General features: G+C 37.7%; 11 protein-coding genes. 4 read left to right on the top strand and 7 right to left on the bottom strand.

What is annotated here, in order from left to right:
- Positions 1 to 667: 667 nt before the first annotated feature.
- From H5116_RS08245 to H5116_RS08220, 6 genes are all read right to left on the bottom strand, one after another.
- The gene (locus tag H5116_RS08245; RefSeq protein WP_076924937.1) at positions 668 to 988 is read right to left on the bottom strand and encodes a hypothetical protein; all 321 of its coding nucleotides are present in this window, start codon (positions 986 to 988) and stop codon (positions 668 to 670) included.
- A 9-nt stretch (positions 989 to 997) separates the two neighbouring features.
- On the bottom strand, positions 998 to 1741 hold the full coding sequence (locus H5116_RS08240; protein WP_182715919.1) for a nuclear transport factor 2 family protein: 744 nt from the start codon (positions 1739 to 1741) through the stop codon (positions 998 to 1000).
- Positions 1742 to 1991: 250 nt separating this feature from the next.
- A complete protein-coding gene (locus H5116_RS08235) occupies positions 1992 to 2735 on the bottom strand; it encodes a ferredoxin--NADP reductase (RefSeq protein ID WP_039488796.1) in 744 nt (247 codons plus the stop codon).
- 641 nt (positions 2736 to 3376) lie between these two features.
- Positions 3377 to 4975, bottom strand: a complete 1599-nt coding sequence (locus tag H5116_RS08230; protein ID WP_076914907.1) for an ABC-F family ATPase — start codon at positions 4973 to 4975, stop codon at positions 3377 to 3379.
- A gap of 291 nt (positions 4976 to 5266) precedes the next feature.
- Positions 5267 to 6007, bottom strand: coding sequence for an ABC transporter substrate-binding protein (locus H5116_RS08225; protein ID WP_182715918.1), 741 nt, complete (start codon positions 6005 to 6007; stop codon positions 5267 to 5269).
- Positions 6008 to 6020: 13 nt separating this feature from the next.
- Positions 6021 to 6761, bottom strand: a complete 741-nt coding sequence (locus H5116_RS08220; protein ID WP_182715917.1) for an ABC transporter substrate-binding protein — start codon at positions 6759 to 6761, stop codon at positions 6021 to 6023.
- A 334-nt stretch (positions 6762 to 7095) separates the two neighbouring features.
- On the opposite strand from H5116_RS08220, the gene H5116_RS08215 reads away from it, so the two are divergent.
- From H5116_RS08215 to H5116_RS08200, 4 genes are all read left to right on the top strand, one after another.
- Positions 7096 to 7698, top strand: coding sequence for a bifunctional 2-polyprenyl-6-hydroxyphenol methylase/3-demethylubiquinol 3-O-methyltransferase UbiG (locus H5116_RS08215; protein WP_182715916.1), 603 nt, complete (start codon positions 7096 to 7098; stop codon positions 7696 to 7698).
- Between the two features lie 8 nt (positions 7699 to 7706).
- The gene (locus tag H5116_RS08210) at positions 7707 to 10862 is read left to right on the top strand and encodes a DEAD/DEAH box helicase (RefSeq protein ID WP_182715915.1); all 3156 of its coding nucleotides are present in this window, start codon (positions 7707 to 7709) and stop codon (positions 10860 to 10862) included.
- A gap of 881 nt (positions 10863 to 11743) precedes the next feature.
- The gene (locus tag H5116_RS08205) at positions 11744 to 12469 is read left to right on the top strand and encodes a hypothetical protein (RefSeq protein ID WP_182715914.1); all 726 of its coding nucleotides are present in this window, start codon (positions 11744 to 11746) and stop codon (positions 12467 to 12469) included.
- A 215-nt stretch (positions 12470 to 12684) separates the two neighbouring features.
- The gene (locus H5116_RS08200) at positions 12685 to 13728 is read left to right on the top strand and encodes a hypothetical protein (protein WP_182715913.1); all 1044 of its coding nucleotides are present in this window, start codon (positions 12685 to 12687) and stop codon (positions 13726 to 13728) included.
- Between the two features lie 129 nt (positions 13729 to 13857).
- Here the strand turns inward: H5116_RS08200 and H5116_RS08195 are convergent, their stop codons facing one another.
- The gene (locus tag H5116_RS08195; RefSeq protein WP_182715912.1) at positions 13858 to 17010 is read right to left on the bottom strand and encodes a DUF3427 domain-containing protein; all 3153 of its coding nucleotides are present in this window, start codon (positions 17008 to 17010) and stop codon (positions 13858 to 13860) included.
- Positions 17011 to 17539: the final 529 nt, after the last annotated feature.

The raw sequence follows: 17539 nt of genomic DNA, 5'->3' as shown, positions 1-17539 counted from the left end.
AGTGATAAAACATAAAAATACAGGTTTTGGCTTTTCTCATTTCCCCCTCTTTTACTTCTCATTGTGCAAATAAAAGCTTTTAAAGGGCGAATTATTCACAAAGAGGTTAAGAGGCGCTGCGCTTTTAGAGTAGTTATAAAACATAAAAATACTGGTTTTGGCTTTTCTCATTTACTCCTCTTTTATTTCTCATTGTGCAATTAAAGCTTTTAAAGGGCGAATTATTCACAAAGAGGTTAAGAGGCGCTGCGCTTTTAGAGTAGTGATAAAACATAAAAATACTGGTTTTGGCTTTTCTCATTTACTCCCCTTTTACTTCTCATTGTGCAAATAAAAGCCTTTAAAGGGCGAATTATTCACAAAGAGGTTAAGAGGCGCTGCGCTTTTAGAGTAGTGATAAAACATAACAATACTGTTTTTGTTTTTGGCTCTCATTTACTCCTCTTTTACTTCTCATTGTGCAAATAAAAGCTTTAAAAGGGCTAATTATCCACAAAGAGGTTAAGAGGCGCTGCGCTTTTAGAGTAAGTGATACATATTGGCCGATCTGGTTTTTCTCAGTTATTACTGATTACCTTATCTTTGTGAAAGAAATTACTTATACTTTTAATAATAATTAAAGTGTACTTTTGAGGGGAGACAATACCTAAGCAACAGCAATTCAATACTATCGTTTAAAATATAAATCAATCGCTTTGGTGAGAAGCTCGTCGAGCTGTTCTTCAAATTCTTCAATATTAATATCAAAGTGCTTTAAGTAAGCCCGAGCCTGAGCAAGTGATAAATTACGGCTGTTAACGCTATATTGTCGCTCGTCTATGGTTTTATCGTAACGTGGTAAAAATACAAATTGGCCATAAAAGGGGGATTTAATATGCTTGTTGGCAAAACGACAAAAATCTTCAACATGCTCAGCACCCTTAGGTCCAAGGCAACCTGGCTCAATGCGATACATTAAGCGAATTTTTTTGTCGTCATTTATTTGCATTTAAAGCCTTTATCTAAAAAACAGTACGCGTACTATTTTCCCATCTTTAATTTGATAACTCGAAATAAGTTCTGAGCGTTTATCAACTACGTTTTCGTCAGTTGAACAAGTTTCTGAAAGTTCGTGATCAATCACAATATCACCGTGCACTATGCGCTTAATGGGTGATGAGTGAATACACTTTAACTTTTTAAACATTAGCCCATAACGTTCTATTAGTTTTTCTTTACCTTTAAATAATAGCTCATTAGGGAAAATATAAAACTCAACATCTTCGGCATATACACGAAGAAACTCTTCAATGTTACGTGCGTTATATGCTTTAACTAGCTGCTCTACCACAGCAAGTGATTCGCGCGATTGTTTAGCTTTAGTTTGCTGCTTAACTGTAAGTGCTTCTTTTGCTTGCGTTACTGCTTTTTCAGCTTCGGCTACAGCCACTGCTTTTTCTATTTTATTTTTAGGCTTTTCAGCAGGTTTAATTTGCTCGTTACCTAATACTTTTGAATCGTCTGGTTTAGTCGCATCAATTGTTGGCTTTTTAAGCTCTGGCGCTTTGTATTCAAGCGTATTTACTTTGTCGCCAGTGTTGGTTTGAGTTACTGATTGCTCATTTTCAACTTTTGGCTTTTCAACGCTTGTTTGAGCTTCAACTTGCGGCTCTTTTTGCTCAGGCTCGCTTTGCTCTGCGGCATAAGTAATTAGCGCAACGGTAGTGACTAATGAGGCTAAAATAATAGATAACGGTTTCATAACTTTCCTAAAATGAACACTAAATACGTGTAATACCAATTACATTAAATAGGCGATCTATTATAGCGTTAAAAAATAGCGCAATAACAACGCGAAAATTGTGACATATAGTTGTTCTATATGAATAACCTTTAACGCAGTTAGTGAGTTATTTAATGCAATAGAATGATCATATTTTTGATAAAATTAGTATAAGGGTGCAACATAGCAAATTTTAACGTTATCGGGTAGTTAATACCACTACTGAAGCCTACCAGTACTGCTCTACCGTGATATTGCCGGGGTTTTTACGGCGGTTACGCGTAAAATTTTTATCGAGAAGTAGCGCGGTTGTGTCTTTTACCATTTGTGGATTTCCGCAAATCATAAATTGTGCGTTACTGGGCTTTGGGTCTAACTTTACATATTCAAACAAGCGGTTGCTCTCAATTGCGTTAGTAATTCGCCCACTTAAGCCTTGTAATGGCTCCTCTCTACTTACAACCGGAATATAGTTAAGTTGTGCTGGGTACACTCTTAATAGCTCGTTAATAAGTGCCTGATAGCTTAAGTCGTTATTAAAACGTACGCCATGCACTAAATTTATAGTTTTGTATTTTTTCCATACATCGGGCTGTTGTAATATCGATAAAAAAGGCCCTATGGCAGTGCCAGTCCCTAACATCCAAAGTTGATCACTTTGTGGTATTTCATCAAGGGTAAAAAAGCCGGTTGCGTGTTGTTCTATTAATACTGTGTCGCCAGGTTGTAAGGTAGCTAAACGAGGAGAAAGCAAACCGTCAATTACGTTAATAAGATAAAACTCGAGATCGGGGTTTTCAGGGGCATTCACATATGAATAAGCCCGAGCAATACGTTTGTCGCCATCCATTATAGAAAGCTTTGTAAATTGACCAGCTTTAAACGGCTCTACGTTTGCATTAACGGTTAAGCTAAAGAGTGTTTCGCTCCACCACGTGACATTTTTTACTGTTGCTTCAACCCAATTAGACATAGTTACCTCTTGGTTTAGCTATTAAAGTTTTAAATAATTCACTCCATCAACATTAGCATTAAGTGACAAAGACTTACAGGATAATATGACTAGATTTAAAGCAGTGATGTGTGCAGTAATTACCAATAAAATAATGTGAATAATTAGCTCTGCGATAACAGCCATTAATTGCATAAGAGAAAGCGATGCTGCAGTAACTAAGAAAAATAAAGTCAAAAAAACAGTGTTTTTTATTTTATCACTTACTTTAAAAGCGCTGCGTCTTATATCACCATTAGTGAACTATTTACTTGAAAAACTATTGCACTAGGAGAAGGCAAAGAGGAGTAAATGAGAAGAGCTAAGCCAGAAAACGAGTATTTTATCACCTACTTTAAAAGCGCTGCGTCTTATATCACCATTAGTGAACTATTTACTTGAAAAACTATTGCACTAGGAGAAGCCAAAGAGGAGTAAATGAGAAGAGCCAAGCCAGAAAACGAGTATTTTATCACTGACTCTAAAAGCGTAGCGTCTCTTAACCTCTTAGTGAATTATTTATTTAAGCCTTTATTAATTAATTTTATAGTTAAACTCAAATTCCACACATAAAAAAACGGCGCTAAATTTAGCACCGTTTTTATAAGCAATAAAAAAAGAGTTTACGCTTTTTTCTCTTCACAACTTGCTAGGTATTCGTCAAACGTACCTTGGAAGTCGATTACTTTTTTATCTTTAATATCAATGATACGTGTAGCTAATGACGAAACAAACTCACGGTCATGGCTTACAAAAATAAGCGTACCTTGGAAATCTTTTAACGCGTTATTAAGCGCTTCAATGGCTTCCATATCCATGTGGTTAGTTGGTTCGTCCATAACAAGCACGTTAACGTCTTGCATCATTAACTTACCAAATAACAGGCGGTTTTTTTCACCACCAGAACAGTTACGCGCTTTTTTGTTTGAATCGTCTGCTGTAAACAACAAGCGGCCTAACATGCCACGAACCATTAAATCGTTGTGCTTAGCCGTACGCCATTGCGACATCCAATCAAACAACGTCAAATCGTTATCAAAATCTTTAGTGCTGTCTTGCGGGCAATAACCAAAGCTCGCATTTTCAGACCATTTAATTTCGCCTTCGTTACTTTTAAGCTCGTCTACTAAACAGCGTAAAAATGTAGTTTTACCCACACCATTTTCGCCAATTACAGCAAGCTTAGCGCCAGCTTCAAGTAAAAAGTCGCCGCCGCTAAATAACGTTTCGCCATCAAAACCATGGCCAAGCTTATTAACTTCAAGCGCCTGACGATACATTTTTTTACCTTCGTCAAACGAAAGCGATGGGCTCATACGGCTTGAAGATTTAACTTCATCAAGCTTAATTTTATCCATTTTTTTAGCGCGCGAACTTGCTTGCTTAGCTTTTGAAGCGTTAGCACCAAAACGGTTAACAAAGTCTTGTAGCTCGTCAATTTCAGCGCTCTTTTTAGCATTTTCAGCTAAAAGTTGCTCGCGTTGTAAGCCCGCAGCTTCTAAAAATTTCTCATAGTTACCAGGGTAAATACGCAGCTCACCGTAATCAATATCGGCCATGTGCGTACATACCGAGTTTAAAAAGTGACGGTCATGCGAAATAATAATCATCGTACATTTACGTTTGTTAAGCTCGTTAGCAAGCCACGTAATTGTATGAATATCCAAGTTATTGGTAGGCTCATCAAGTAGCAAAATGTCAGGGTTTGCAAATAACGCCTGTGCTAAAAGCACACGTAGTTTCCAACCTGGGGCAACGTTTGCCATTAAACCGTAATGAAATTCTTTATCGATACCCGCTTCAAGCAAAATCTCTTCAGCGCGGCTTTCTGCCGTGTAACCGTCCATTTCAGCAAATACACTTTCAAGATCGGCAACTTTCATACCGTCTTCTTCGCTCATTTCTGGTAAAGAGTAAATACGTTCGCGTTCTTGCTTTACTTTCCAAAGCTCCACGTCGCCCATAATTACCGCGTCTACAACGCTGTATTGCTCAAAAGCAAACTGGTCTTGGCTTAGGTTACCTACTTTTAACCCAGGAGTAATAGATACATTACCCGCACTTGGAACAAGCGCACCGCTTAAAATTTTCATGAAAGTCGACTTGCCGCAGCCGTTAGCGCCAATTAAACCGTAACGGTTACCGTTACCAAATTTAGCTGAAATGTTTTCAAACAACGGCTCTGCGCCAAACTGCATCGTAATATTTGCGGTGGAGATCAAAAAAGGTAATCCTAGATTAGTACTGACAGGAGTACGCTGCAGCAAAACGCCACAAACAAGAACCAGACAATAGGGTAAATTAGCTGGCGAATTATACAGATCAGCCACAACGAATGAAAGATAAAAGGCAGCTAATTTATAACCAAGTAAAAATAACGGCAATTCTCGGTTTTAGGTCACTATTTTTAACGTATGTAGTGTTGAATGTACTTACAGCCACAATGTAAATAATTACTAATGCCAAGCAATATTAAAGAGGGGGCGCCAAATAGCTAAGTTATTAGCTATGTTTTAATGCATAGGTTGGTAAATTGACTTTATAGCCGCCTCGTTTTTGGTAATTAACTGATTAACAGTCGCCACGTCATCAAGTGTTAGCGACTCCTTGCTTAGCATAAAATGCACATTGTTAACGTTAATCGGTGTAATAGTTTTTACCTGCGAAATTGAGGAGTGTTTTTTCACAAAGTACTGCGCAACCATGGAGTCTTCAATAACATAGTCGATTCGTTTTTTATCTAACATGCTAAATCGATTATTTGCTTGAGCAGTAAGTACGACCTGTTTTGAATATTTGGTTTTGAGTTGTTCAAGCTCATCACCAAAAAAGCTTCCTCGGTTAATACCTGCTGTAAAATCTTGACTAAAAAGATCAGCTAAGCTGGTTACATCAGGCGAGTCTTTATGTTTATAAAGATGCATAACTTCTTCGCGGTAGGGCAAACTAAAGTGCGCATATTGTGCGCGTTTTTTTGTGTAACTTGCCGCGTAGGTCATATCTACTCGGCCATTTTTAAGCTCAGCTTGAACACGCGAAAAACTCGGAAAATAAGTCCATTTAATACAAAATTTTGAATCTTTAAAAATAGCGTTTACAGCATCCACTTCTGTGCCTAAAAATGTATCACCTTGTTTTACAAGATAAGGCGGCCAATTAGTTTCGTTAGTGCCCATTACTAATGTTTTTGAACACGCAAGGGCATTAAAGTGAGTAAATAGCAGTGTAGTAAATGCTAAAAATAAAGTTTTCATTACACTCCTTAAATTAGTGTTCAAACAACGCTTTAAGTGCTGTTTTATTTTTGTTTATATATTCATTAATTACCGCAAGCTCAGTAACCGACACCGTTTGTTTGCTAAACATTAAATAAATATCGTCTTTATTTACATGCTCAATATTGGTTACTAATTTGATATTTGAGCCTTTTTTGGCAAAATAAGCCCCCACTAACTCGTCTTCAATAGCAAAATCAATACGTTGTTTATTAAGCATTTCAAAGCGTTTACTGGTTGCACTGGTGTATTCAATCTGCTTTTTGTATTTAGTTTTATATTGCTCAAACTCCTCGCCGTAATAGCTTCCAAAGTTAGCGCCAACAATAAAGCCTTGTTTAAAAATGTCTTCGAGGTTTTTAACGCTATGCTGATTATTTTTGTTTTCGTATAAGCGCATAACCTCAGTTCGGTAGTTATCACTAAAGTGCACATATTTAGCGCGCTCGTCTGTATAACTTGCAGCCCATCCTAAATCAATACGGCCGTATTTAAGCTCAATAAAAGCCCGCTTAGAATTTGGCAGTAACTTAACTTCAAAACAAAAAGGGGAGTCAGCAAATATAATGTTAAGCGCATCAACCTCCAAGCCTTGCAGCTTACCGTTAATGCCCATTACATAAGGCGGCCAAAAAGCATCGTGCGATGCTACGCTAAAGGTTCTTTCACAAGCAAATACATTAAATGGAGCCGTAAACAGCAAACATAAAAATACGGTAATTAATTTATTCATTGCGCCTCATAGTTATTATTTTTGCTTATTATTACAACAGTATAAACCAGCTTTTGTATTTTAGCGGCGCGGGATTGTGTAAAGATGTAAAAACCATCCGTAATTATGAGAATGCCTGGTATGCAGGTGTTTATAGAAAGGTGGTTGTATTTTATATTTTATACAGCGTGTGTCACTCAGCATCAGTGCTTAATAACAACGGCGTATTAATTTAAAAATTTCTACTTATTAAGCCTATATTTAATGCGCTTGTTCCTGTAGATTAAACAAATAATGAATGCAGTATTAACAGTGTCTTAGCTGTTAAACGATTAGCCAAGGAGCGGTGAGTCTCGTGTCAAACACCACACTTACTTATTACAACCAAAATGCCAAAGCTTTTAGCGACTCAACACTTAACGTTGATATGTCGGCGCTTTATGCTGAGTTTTTACCGCACGTTGCACAACACGGTAGTGTTTTAGATGCTGGTTGTGGCAGCGCTCGCGATGCTGCATTTTTTAAAGCGCAGGGTTTTACTGTAAGTGCATTTGATGCAAGCCCAGAGCTGGCAGAGTTGGCAAGCAGTTACTTACAACAACCTGTAGCGGTTAAAACATTCCAAGAGCTAAATAGTGTAAATCAATACGACGGTATTTGGTGCTGCGCTAGTTTATTACACGTTCCAAAAGCTGAGTTACCGCAGGTGTTTTTAAACCTACAACGTGCGCTTAAACCCAATGGTGTTTTGTATGTATCGTTTAAATATGGCGATACAGAACGTGTGCATAATGGCCGTGAATTTACCGATTTAAACGAAAATGCTTTAACTGCATTAATTGATCAATACACCGAGCTTAAAATAATAAAACAATGGCAAACAGTCGATCAACGGCCTGAGCGCGAAAGTGAAGTGTGGTTAAATGCGTTAATGCAACGCGCTATCAGTAAAGGCTAATAACTGTAATGAATATGAGTATTAGAAATCAGTTCGAATATTGTGACCAAGTGCTTTTGGAGTATGGTTATAAGCTAAATGACCAAAACACAGTAGGTAGGCTGTATACGAAAAATGATAGTCCTGCTGTATTTATTGATACAACTCTTTTTCACCTAGAGTTACCCAACTATCAATACGTTGATTACACTAGTTATCAAAATCAACTGATGCATAAGTACCAAGGTTTATATCGTTTTGTTTATGATTCACATACTTCCTTATCAATTGAGACACGAGCGCAATTTAAAAACGATCTTGATGTTTTTCTTGGCTCAGAAGAACAACAATCAGATAAAATAAAAAAATTTGGAGCTGATCGCAACGAAACCCACACTGATCCAACACCACCTGAATATAATTTCACCTGCTTATTTGAAGACGTCTTTGGCGCTCAATATTTACACGCACTTGAAGCTGAAAGTAAATACATTGATAGTGCAGGGCACATTCGCTATATAGACTTTGTTCTAACAAGAAGTAACGATGTTAAAAACCAAAGTAATATAGCTATAGAGCTTAATGGAGAGCGTTATCATCACCCGCTTATAATTGGTTTAAAAAAATATCGTTCGCAATTATTTAAGCAAAACTCATTAGTTTACGATGGCTATTTAGTTTTTCGATGGTCAAGCAGAGGTATGAGCGACCATTACAAGTTTAGTGATCAAATGCGTGATTATTTTGGTGATCCTAAAAACTTTAGTGCCGCACCTAAATATTTAGCACAGCGTGATTTATCATTTCAGCTTTTAGAACATCAAGATCAAGCTGTAGATAGTATTTCAAATCAACGCATAAAAGGTAAAAGCACCTTTTTAGTTGTCCTACCCACTGGTACAGGTAAAACAGAAGTATTTATAGAAGATTTAAAAAATCAAATAGATGCGGGTATATGTAAAAAAGCATTGGCAGTAGTACCTAGCACTGCTTTAAAAAAGCAATTAAAAGAGCGATTAAATTTAAGACATCCCTTATTAAAAGTGGGTGAGTTATTAACAGACTCAACGCTTGATGTTGTAGTGCAAACCAGCGCTTATATGATGCGCCATTACAGCACCATACAATCACAATCTTTTGATTATATTCTGATAGATGAAGCTCACCATGCAGTTGCAACAGGATTAAGAAAAGTAATTGAATACTTTAAACCTAAAACGTTATTAGGGCTCACTGCTACAGACGAGAGGCCCGATGCCCAAAAGCTGCAAGACATATTTGGTCGCTATAAAGTTGATTTAACTTTAGAACAAGCAATTAAAAAAGGACTTGCTCCGCAAATAAGAGCATACCGACTTGAGTCAAATATAGACTTATCGCAAGTGCGCTTTAACGGTAAAGATTATGTAAAGGCTGATTTAAATAAAACCGTACTTATACCCTCGCGCGATCAATTAATTGTAGATTTGATCAATAAATATTTTGCAGAACCTTTAATTGAGGGGCAATTATTAAAGCAAGGTGTTGTGTTTTGTACTGATATTAAACATGCCCAAAGAATGGCGCAGTTATTTAATAAACACGGAGTTAGCGCGCAAGCAGTACATGGTTCAGATCGCAAAGGGCTTGAAGAATATCAAAAAGGAAACATACGCTTTTTATGTGCTTGCGACCTACTAAACGAAGGGTGGGATGCTCCACAAACTGAAATTTTAGTTATGGCAAGACCGACAATGTCTAAAGTGCTTTATACCCAGCAGTTAGGGCGTGGGACGCGAAATTATAGAGACAAAGAAGCGCTTATTGTAATCGATGTTGTAGACAGCTATGGCGCAGCATTGCAGCCAATGTCGGTACACGGCTTATTTAACTTTTCTACTTACAAGCCATTTGAAAATATAATAAAAACAGAAGTACCAACACCTGAAAACGAAGCGATTGAATTAGATCGTTTATACGAAGGTGAACGCCGTATTGAAAAAATAGACATATTTACTTTTGAACATGAATTCGGCGGTTTATTAAATGAAGAGCAGCTTGCTCGCGAGTTGTTTATTTCAACTGGCACGGTAAAAAGTTGGGTTAAAAAAGGAGATATTACCCCAGCAAAAACACACCCATTTGGTAAACACACATTAAACTATTTTAGTGAATCACAATTAAAGCAAATCAAAATAGATAAAAATATTAAAGAGCGTACAGAAGATTCAAGGCGAGATGATTTTTTTGAATTTTTACAAAGTCGAGATTATTCTTTTTCGTATAAAATTGCTTTCTTACTAGCGTTTATAAGTGAATGTAATGAACAAGGTGAAGCCGAGCTTTCAAAACTTGTGTTGCGATATCAAAATTTTTACAAGCAGTTACAACAAGAGTTCGGACAAGCAGAAAAAGACAATAACCCGCTTAATGATAAAGAGCGCTTAAACGATACTGCTTATTTAACTCGTAGTTTATTAGCGAACCCGTTTGAAAAGTTCGAGCGTAAACGTTTTATTTATCACGCAAAAGATCTCAACATTATTTCGTTTGACTCAGTACTGTGGGAAAAGCTAGATAAAAACGCACTTGGCGAAATCGAGCAGCAATATATTCAAGACGGTAAAGATTATTACCAAAAAATAGGTTTTAAGCTTCAGAACCATCACTTTAAAGCATTACTACAATTTGAAGAGCCAGTTGATAACACCGCCGTGAATATCGTTCCTACACAAATCAGTAATGATGAGGAACTATTTACAAGCCAATTAAAAACTGTAAATGAAGTAATCAAGTTGCCGTATTTCCCAAATATTAAAATTGCCTGCGGGCATTTTAAAACAGGAGATGAAAGCGATATGGAGTTGATGGATGCACCATTTGGTGCAGGTAAGCTTGATCCAAACGTGCATTTTTTAGCACGCGCTTCGGGTAACTCTATGAACGGCGGTAAAAACCCAATTTACGATGATGATTTACTGCTACTTGAGCTTATAACCTCTGATAAAGCCGGATCGTTACGCGGCCAAATTGTCGCAATAGAGCGAGATGATATAGGCGGAGATGGCCAGTATTTACTGCGAAAAATTAATAAATTACCCAATGGGCAATATGAGCTAATCGCCCAAAACCCCGATTACGAAGCAATGATTGCAGATGAAAATATGCGAACGTTCGCACGGTTTAAACAAGTGGTTGCAGAGTAGTTGCCGCCGCGCTTTAACGTGTAGATACAAGACGCGCAGCTTGCTGGCGTTAAAAGCGAAGCTTTTTGGATAGCTATTTTGCGTGAGAACTTTAGGAGCTTAATAACCTCTATTCGAGGTTTTATCGCGTTGGCGATGGCAACCAAAGGGCGGCTGCCGCCGACCGCCCTTTGGAATCCCCCGGCGCACCCGAGGATCACACTGTATCTTCAACTTACGTTAATGATGTGAACGTAACCAGCTTAGATAGGCCATCCATGGCCGAGCCACGCTTTGTACAGCATCCATGCTGTAAATTACTCATCATTAACACAGTTTCAGGTGTGATCACGGGGAATTGGAGTGTGTTGGTAGGTTGGTGTTTATGAATGTAGTCACGATTTTACGTCGCGCTTAATTGGGGTCATACAAAACTCGAGTTTTGAGTTTTATAATGAACTGAAAACTAACTTTTGTTTAAAAGTTATTTACAGGAGTAGTTTTAATTAATGATAGCGCAGGTTTGATAGATACTTAGCATAAAACACTTAGGTATTTACCTACCTAATTATATGTTGTGTTTCTCAGTAATTTCAAAAACTAGAAGTAATTGACATGTGTGAATGAACTTCCTAAAAGGTATTACTGGTATAGTAGGATAATTTGATAAAAAGATTACTTCATACTGATAATCTGATACAAAGACGTAATAGGATATATGTTGCTGATATACATGTAATACTATAAACGTCTTTTAGAGAGTTTTTTGAAAAAATGTGCTTAATATTAACCAAGGTGAAATAATAATTTAAAAATTTTATTTAAACTAATCTAATATATTTGTCTAAAGCATATGTTAGATTTAAATAGATAATACCAATTATTAACTAGAGAAATTGAAAGTGATTAAACGATATTTTGATGAGAATTGGCGCTGGGAAAATTATAAAGTTTTTTTTCAAGTTGCTTTTTTTAGGTATTTGGTAATGTGGTTTAGCATCGTCCCTATTTTTGCAAATATGGCATTAGATATCCCAGATAAAGTTACGATTTTTATAGGTAATCAAAATGTAGTTATCAATCTAAGCTTACCTTTTCATTGGCAGCTCTTATGGCTATCAAGTGTCTCATTTGTGGTGGCCTTACTTTGGTATTATGTGAGATGCCCATCATTTATAACAAAATATAATTCCTATAATGATTATTATGCTCGATCACATGACCCAAGATGGTTAGCTTGGGAGACTCAAAGGATGTGGGGTAAAATTACTCGTTCACAGCAGGGAAAATTTGTAAAAGTAATGCTAGAAAAAAAATTTATAAAAAAACTAGATCGTTGTGCTAGCAGTAATGAGTTGGAAGAGCCTCAGAAATTACATGAGCAGACAGTGTTTTATTTTTTACATAAGGGCGCACCATATGAATTTGGGGTACCTTTTACTGAAAAAGACGCCAGTGAAAATGAGCTAATCCAAAGAGGCGTATTTTATGAAGTGTTCGCTCGATACACTGAAAGCAATATAAAATCACGTTGGTGTATTTTTGTATTATTATTAATTAGCTTAGCTTTATTTTTACTTGCATTAGTCCAGCATTTAATTAAGGGTGCTAGTTACCTATTAAATTAGGACTATATAAGGGAATTTCATTGAGTTCTAGTTATAAGTATTATGCGGGTTTAACGAGTCAACTACCGTTTTGTGCGACCCCTTTAAGGTTAGATCCATATAATAACTGCCAGTATTCATGCTCATATTGTTTTGCTAGTACTAGACAAGGCCATGGAAGAAACGCCTCCTTACAAATAGGAAGTCCTAAAGCGTTAGCTGATAGGATGAAAAGAGTGCACTCTGGAATAATATCTTCTGCTTTAGACGAATTTATTTCTAGAAGGATTCCTATACAATTAGGAGGGATGTCAGATCCTTTCTCTTTGATAGAAAAGAAAAAAGAGATAACATATAAATATCTACAAATTTTAAGTGAATATAATTATCCTGTAATTGTATCTACAAAAAGTGATTTGATATCTACTCCAAAATATTTAGATATAGTAAAAAAATCGAATATTTATGTTAGATTTTCTACTACTGTTATTTCTGAAGATCAAAGAGCGAAAATTGACAAAGGTTGTCCAGAATATAATAAAATATTAACCTCTGCGGATAAACTATCAAGAATAGACATACCCGTTTCACTTAGATTTCAACCAATAATCCCTTTTCATGAAAAACACGCTATTTTTATGTTAAACGAAGCAATGAAAGTTGGCGTAAAGCACATATCGGCAGAATATTTAAAAGTACCTATTGATGCAAATAAAAAATTTGGAGCTTCTTTAGTTAAATTGTTGAATGGAGATCCTATAAAAACTTACAGGGAACTAGGAGCAAATAAATTAGGGCGAGAATATATCTTGCCTTTAAGCTACCGTAGTGGCCATTTAATTTCTATGGGTAAAGAAGCTAAGAGGATGGGTATGACGTTTGGTTTCGGTGATAATGATCTCCTGATTCACTCTTGTGGAAGCTCTTGTTGTAACGCCTCAGATCTATATTTGAACGAATCATCTACATTTGATGCAAATATTGTGTCATTAGCTAAGTCTAAAAGTGTTGGAGATAAAATATTTATCTCTGAATATTTAAATACATGGCTACCAAAGAAAAAAATATCAACTTATCTAAATTCTAAATCTCGTATTGAAGTTAACGGTAACGATACTCCACAGTGGATTCATTATTTGGAAAAAATGTGGACAGGAGAACATGGTGTTTTTGCTCCAAGCTTTTTTAATGGTATTGAAAAAACAGATGAAAAAGATGAATTGGGCATGCCAATTTATAAAAGAGTTTTTACAAAATTCGAATCAGATTACTACTTATAAAAATAATAATCCAAGGTTATCATTTGGTAGAGTGTGACTAATACTATTAATGGCTTGCCATCTAACGGTTAATAAGCCCCTGTTTTCCTTATGGTCTATTTTAGGAAAGTAGTTACTCTTGCATGTTTATCACCCAACCGCTAACTTCCCAGCTTCATGCCACATTTCACTTGGCATGGGGTTGGTTAACTTCCACGTTATATTCATTGGCTGGCTGCCGTTGTGGCTTTGGTATTTTACTTCGCCGTAGTTTACAAATCCCATAGTTCGGCCGTTTTGATCTTTGCCTTGTTCGCGTACAAATAACAGGATAGTTTTGCCTGTTTTTTGATGCTGAATATAACTTAGGCCGCGGCCGTGTTCTGGGCGGGCGCTGTTTTGTGTTTGCCAATGAAACAAAGTAGGGCTGATTGCGTAGTCGTGATAAAGCGTGGTGGGCGAGTAGGTTTTTTCGCACTTATTAAGTGTTACAAATAACAGCTCTAGGTTTTGGTTTTTAAATTCTAAAACGCCTTCGCGGGCGGTCGATTTTTTATCAAACGAGTGTGCCCCAAACGCGGCGAGTATTTGTTGGCGGGTGTAGCGGCTGTGTAATTTTATTGCATGATTAGGTAAGCACGCTAAATCGCTTTCTTGCTGGTGAATGCGGTTTATTAATAGCGTAATTACTTGTGTAAGCTCGTGCTGTAGCTCTTTGTGTTTAAGTGCTTGTAAGCTTTGTTCGAGTGATTTGAATCCTAAACTTGTGCCTGTACTATCCCAAAAGTTGTAATGCGCCATAAGCGCGTACTGTTGGTTTTGCGCTGTTGGCGTAAAGCTAAAATCGTTATTACATAAATCACGTAAAAAGCATAGATAACTGAGCGAGTCGCAGCCGAGTAATTGGGTGTTGATAGCGTGGTAATATGCGGTGTAAATGTCGGTTTGCTCTGCGAGTATTTCATCGCCTTTTAACCAATGCCAGCCGCCGAGTCTACCGGCTTTAGGTTTGTAAATATCTTCAAGCATGACTTGTGGGTTTATGCGTAAAAAATTACTGAGCGTTAGCGCGTCATTGGTATGTTGCGAGTAGCTATTTATCAGCTGTTGTAAACGGCGCTTTGTGTTTATGGCTTGCTGAATATTTTTTAATATTGTTTGCTGCGTGTGCTCTTGCAGTTCAATACGACAACCCAATGGTAAATGTGGGAAGTTGTTTTCAATCTCAGTTTTTATTGGTTGGTTGCTTTTACCAATAAGCGCGCGGAATTTACTGGCAAAGTCGTATTCTGGGCGAGCATTACCTACAAAGTCGAGCACGGTACAGCATTGCTTTTGGCTGTTGTCGGGTAGGCGCAAACCACGGCCGAGTTGCTGTAAAAACAGCGTTAGGCTTTCAGTTGGGCGTAAAAATAGTAAGGTATCGACCTCTGGGATATCGACCCCTTCGTTAAAAATATCAACCACGCAAAGTATTTGTATTTCGCCTTGGCGTAGTGCTTGCTGTTTGGTCGCGCGCTCATTAGTGTTTTTGCTGGTGAGTACATCGGCGTTTATGCCTGCTAAGTTAAATTTAGAGGCCATGAATTCAGCGTGTTTTTGGCTTACACAAAACGCGAGTGCTTTAATAGCGTGAACATTGGTTACGATATCAGCAAGGCTCGATATAATTTTGTTAGCGCGGCTGTTTTCACCTGTATAAAGGTTACTTAGTTCGCTTATATCGTAACGGCCGCCTCGCCATGTTATTTGGCTTAGGTCGGTATCGTCATCTAGTCCAAAGTATTGAAATGGGCATAAATGGCGTTGATTTATAGCCTCTGGTAAGCGAATTTCAGCGGCTATTACCCCGCAAAAGTCATCGAGTATATTTGCGCCATCTTGTCGCTCTGGTGTAGCGGTTAAGCCAAGTAATATTGTGGGTGTAAAGTAACTTAAAATAGTGCGATAACTGGCAGCGCTTACGTGATGTACTTCGTCTATTACTATGTAGTCATAGTAATCGTGGGTTAAATTGAGCGATTCAATTTGGCTGTTTAATGTTTGTATTGACGCAAATAATTGGTTGTAGCGTTGTGGCTTGTAGTTACCTACCCACAGCTCGCCAAAGTCGTTATTTTTAAGCACGCCACGGTAAGCGCTTTGCGCTTGCTTTAATATTTCTTCACGGTGGGCGACAAACAAAAAGTGTGCGTTTGGGTTTTTATCGTAAACAGTTTTAAAGTCGAACGCCGATATGATGGTTTTACCTGTGCCGGTTGCGGCAACTACCAAGTTTTTAAAACGATTATGTACGCTGCGCTCAGCACTTAGCTTTTCTAAAATAGCGAGCTGATGCGTTTTTGGTGTTATATCAAAATAAAACTGACTGCTTGATTGCCCAACACCGCGTTGCTCGTTAAGTGAATTAATGAGCCTTTCCTTACACTCAACAGCGCCTGTAAATAGCTCGAAGTCTTTTGATTCCCAGTAGGTTTCAAACGTACTTTTGGTTTTAGCTATTATGTGCGGGATTTCCTGTGCGGTAATTTTTAAGTTCCATTCTAGGCCGCTGGTAAGCGCCGAATGCGATAAGTTAGACGAGCCAATATAGCCTGTATGAAAACCCGTATTGCGCATAAATAAATATGACTTAGCGTGTAGACGTTCTTGCTGATTGTTATAACTTAGCTTTACTTCGGTATTTGGTAGGTTTGCTAAAAACTCAACGGCTTTAGCATCCGTTGCGCCCATGTACGAAGTAGTAATAACTTTGAGTTTATTACCGCTTTTAGTAAACGCTTCAAGTTCATTTTTAAAAATGCGCAGCCCCGTCCATTTTATAAATGAGACCAGCCAGTAAATAGTGTCGGACGATTTAATCTCGCGCTTTAGCTCGGTTTCGAGTGATATACCTGCATTAGCACCGCTAAATAATTCGCTTTGCGTAAGGCCTGTAAGTGGGAATATATCGCTTGAGTAATCTTTAAGGTTGGCCGCAATAGGGTTTTGGGTATTAAACAGCGCGGTAAGTATTCGGCCTTGGCTGTCGATAAGGTTTTCGTTAATTAGCTCGTCATCGCGAATATGATCTTTAAGCCAAAGTACAAGGCTGTTAGCTAGGCTAATTTGTTCTTGTAGGCGCTCGTTCGAGTTGGGAATGGCATCGATTGCATGCGTTACAAGTTTACTTAAAAAGCGTGAAAGCCATGTTGCGGCTTCGGCCGTTTCAAGCTGGCGCTCGCCCACATAAAATTGATCACGATTTAAGTTTTGCTTAATTACTTGCGTAATTAACTGCTCGTAAATACCAATTTGCTGCATTAAAACCACTCCCTGTTTGCGAGTGGTTAGTTTACTTAAATGCGGTACAGCTACAAGTATTAATCGACTAAGTTACTAGTAATTAAGTACAAACGTGTGAGTTAAGTATTAGCCGAGAGAGTAATCAAATGATGATGCTAAGAAATTATCCCCTTCAACTTCACCTGCAAACACATAATTAATGAGTAATTACCTCGCATGGATTCGAGGAAAGCGATGCTTGCACATGGATGTGCGTTCATCGCGTTTACGTTCATATTAATTATTTGTTTAAGGATAAGTGAAATTGAGGGGTGCCGTGGGGTTCCAAGGGGCGGTCGGCGGTATCCGCCCCTTGGTTGCCATCGCCAACGCGATATAAGTAAATTATTTTAAAAGCTTCGCTTTTCGCGCGAGCAAGCTGAGCGCCTACAGATGTTTAGGTGAGCTTTGCTTGTTGATTGGGGTAATGAGCTAGTTACTAAAGAGAAAGCGCGATGTAAAATCGCACCTACGGTTTTGTTGAATGTGGTGGTTTAATTACTGTAGG

This window comes from Pseudoalteromonas sp. SG45-2, from assembly GCF_014164115.1.
In the GTDB taxonomy this organism is placed as follows: domain Bacteria; phylum Pseudomonadota; class Gammaproteobacteria; order Enterobacterales; family Alteromonadaceae; genus Pseudoalteromonas; species Pseudoalteromonas distincta.
This window is presented reverse-complemented; position numbering and strand designations above follow the sequence as displayed.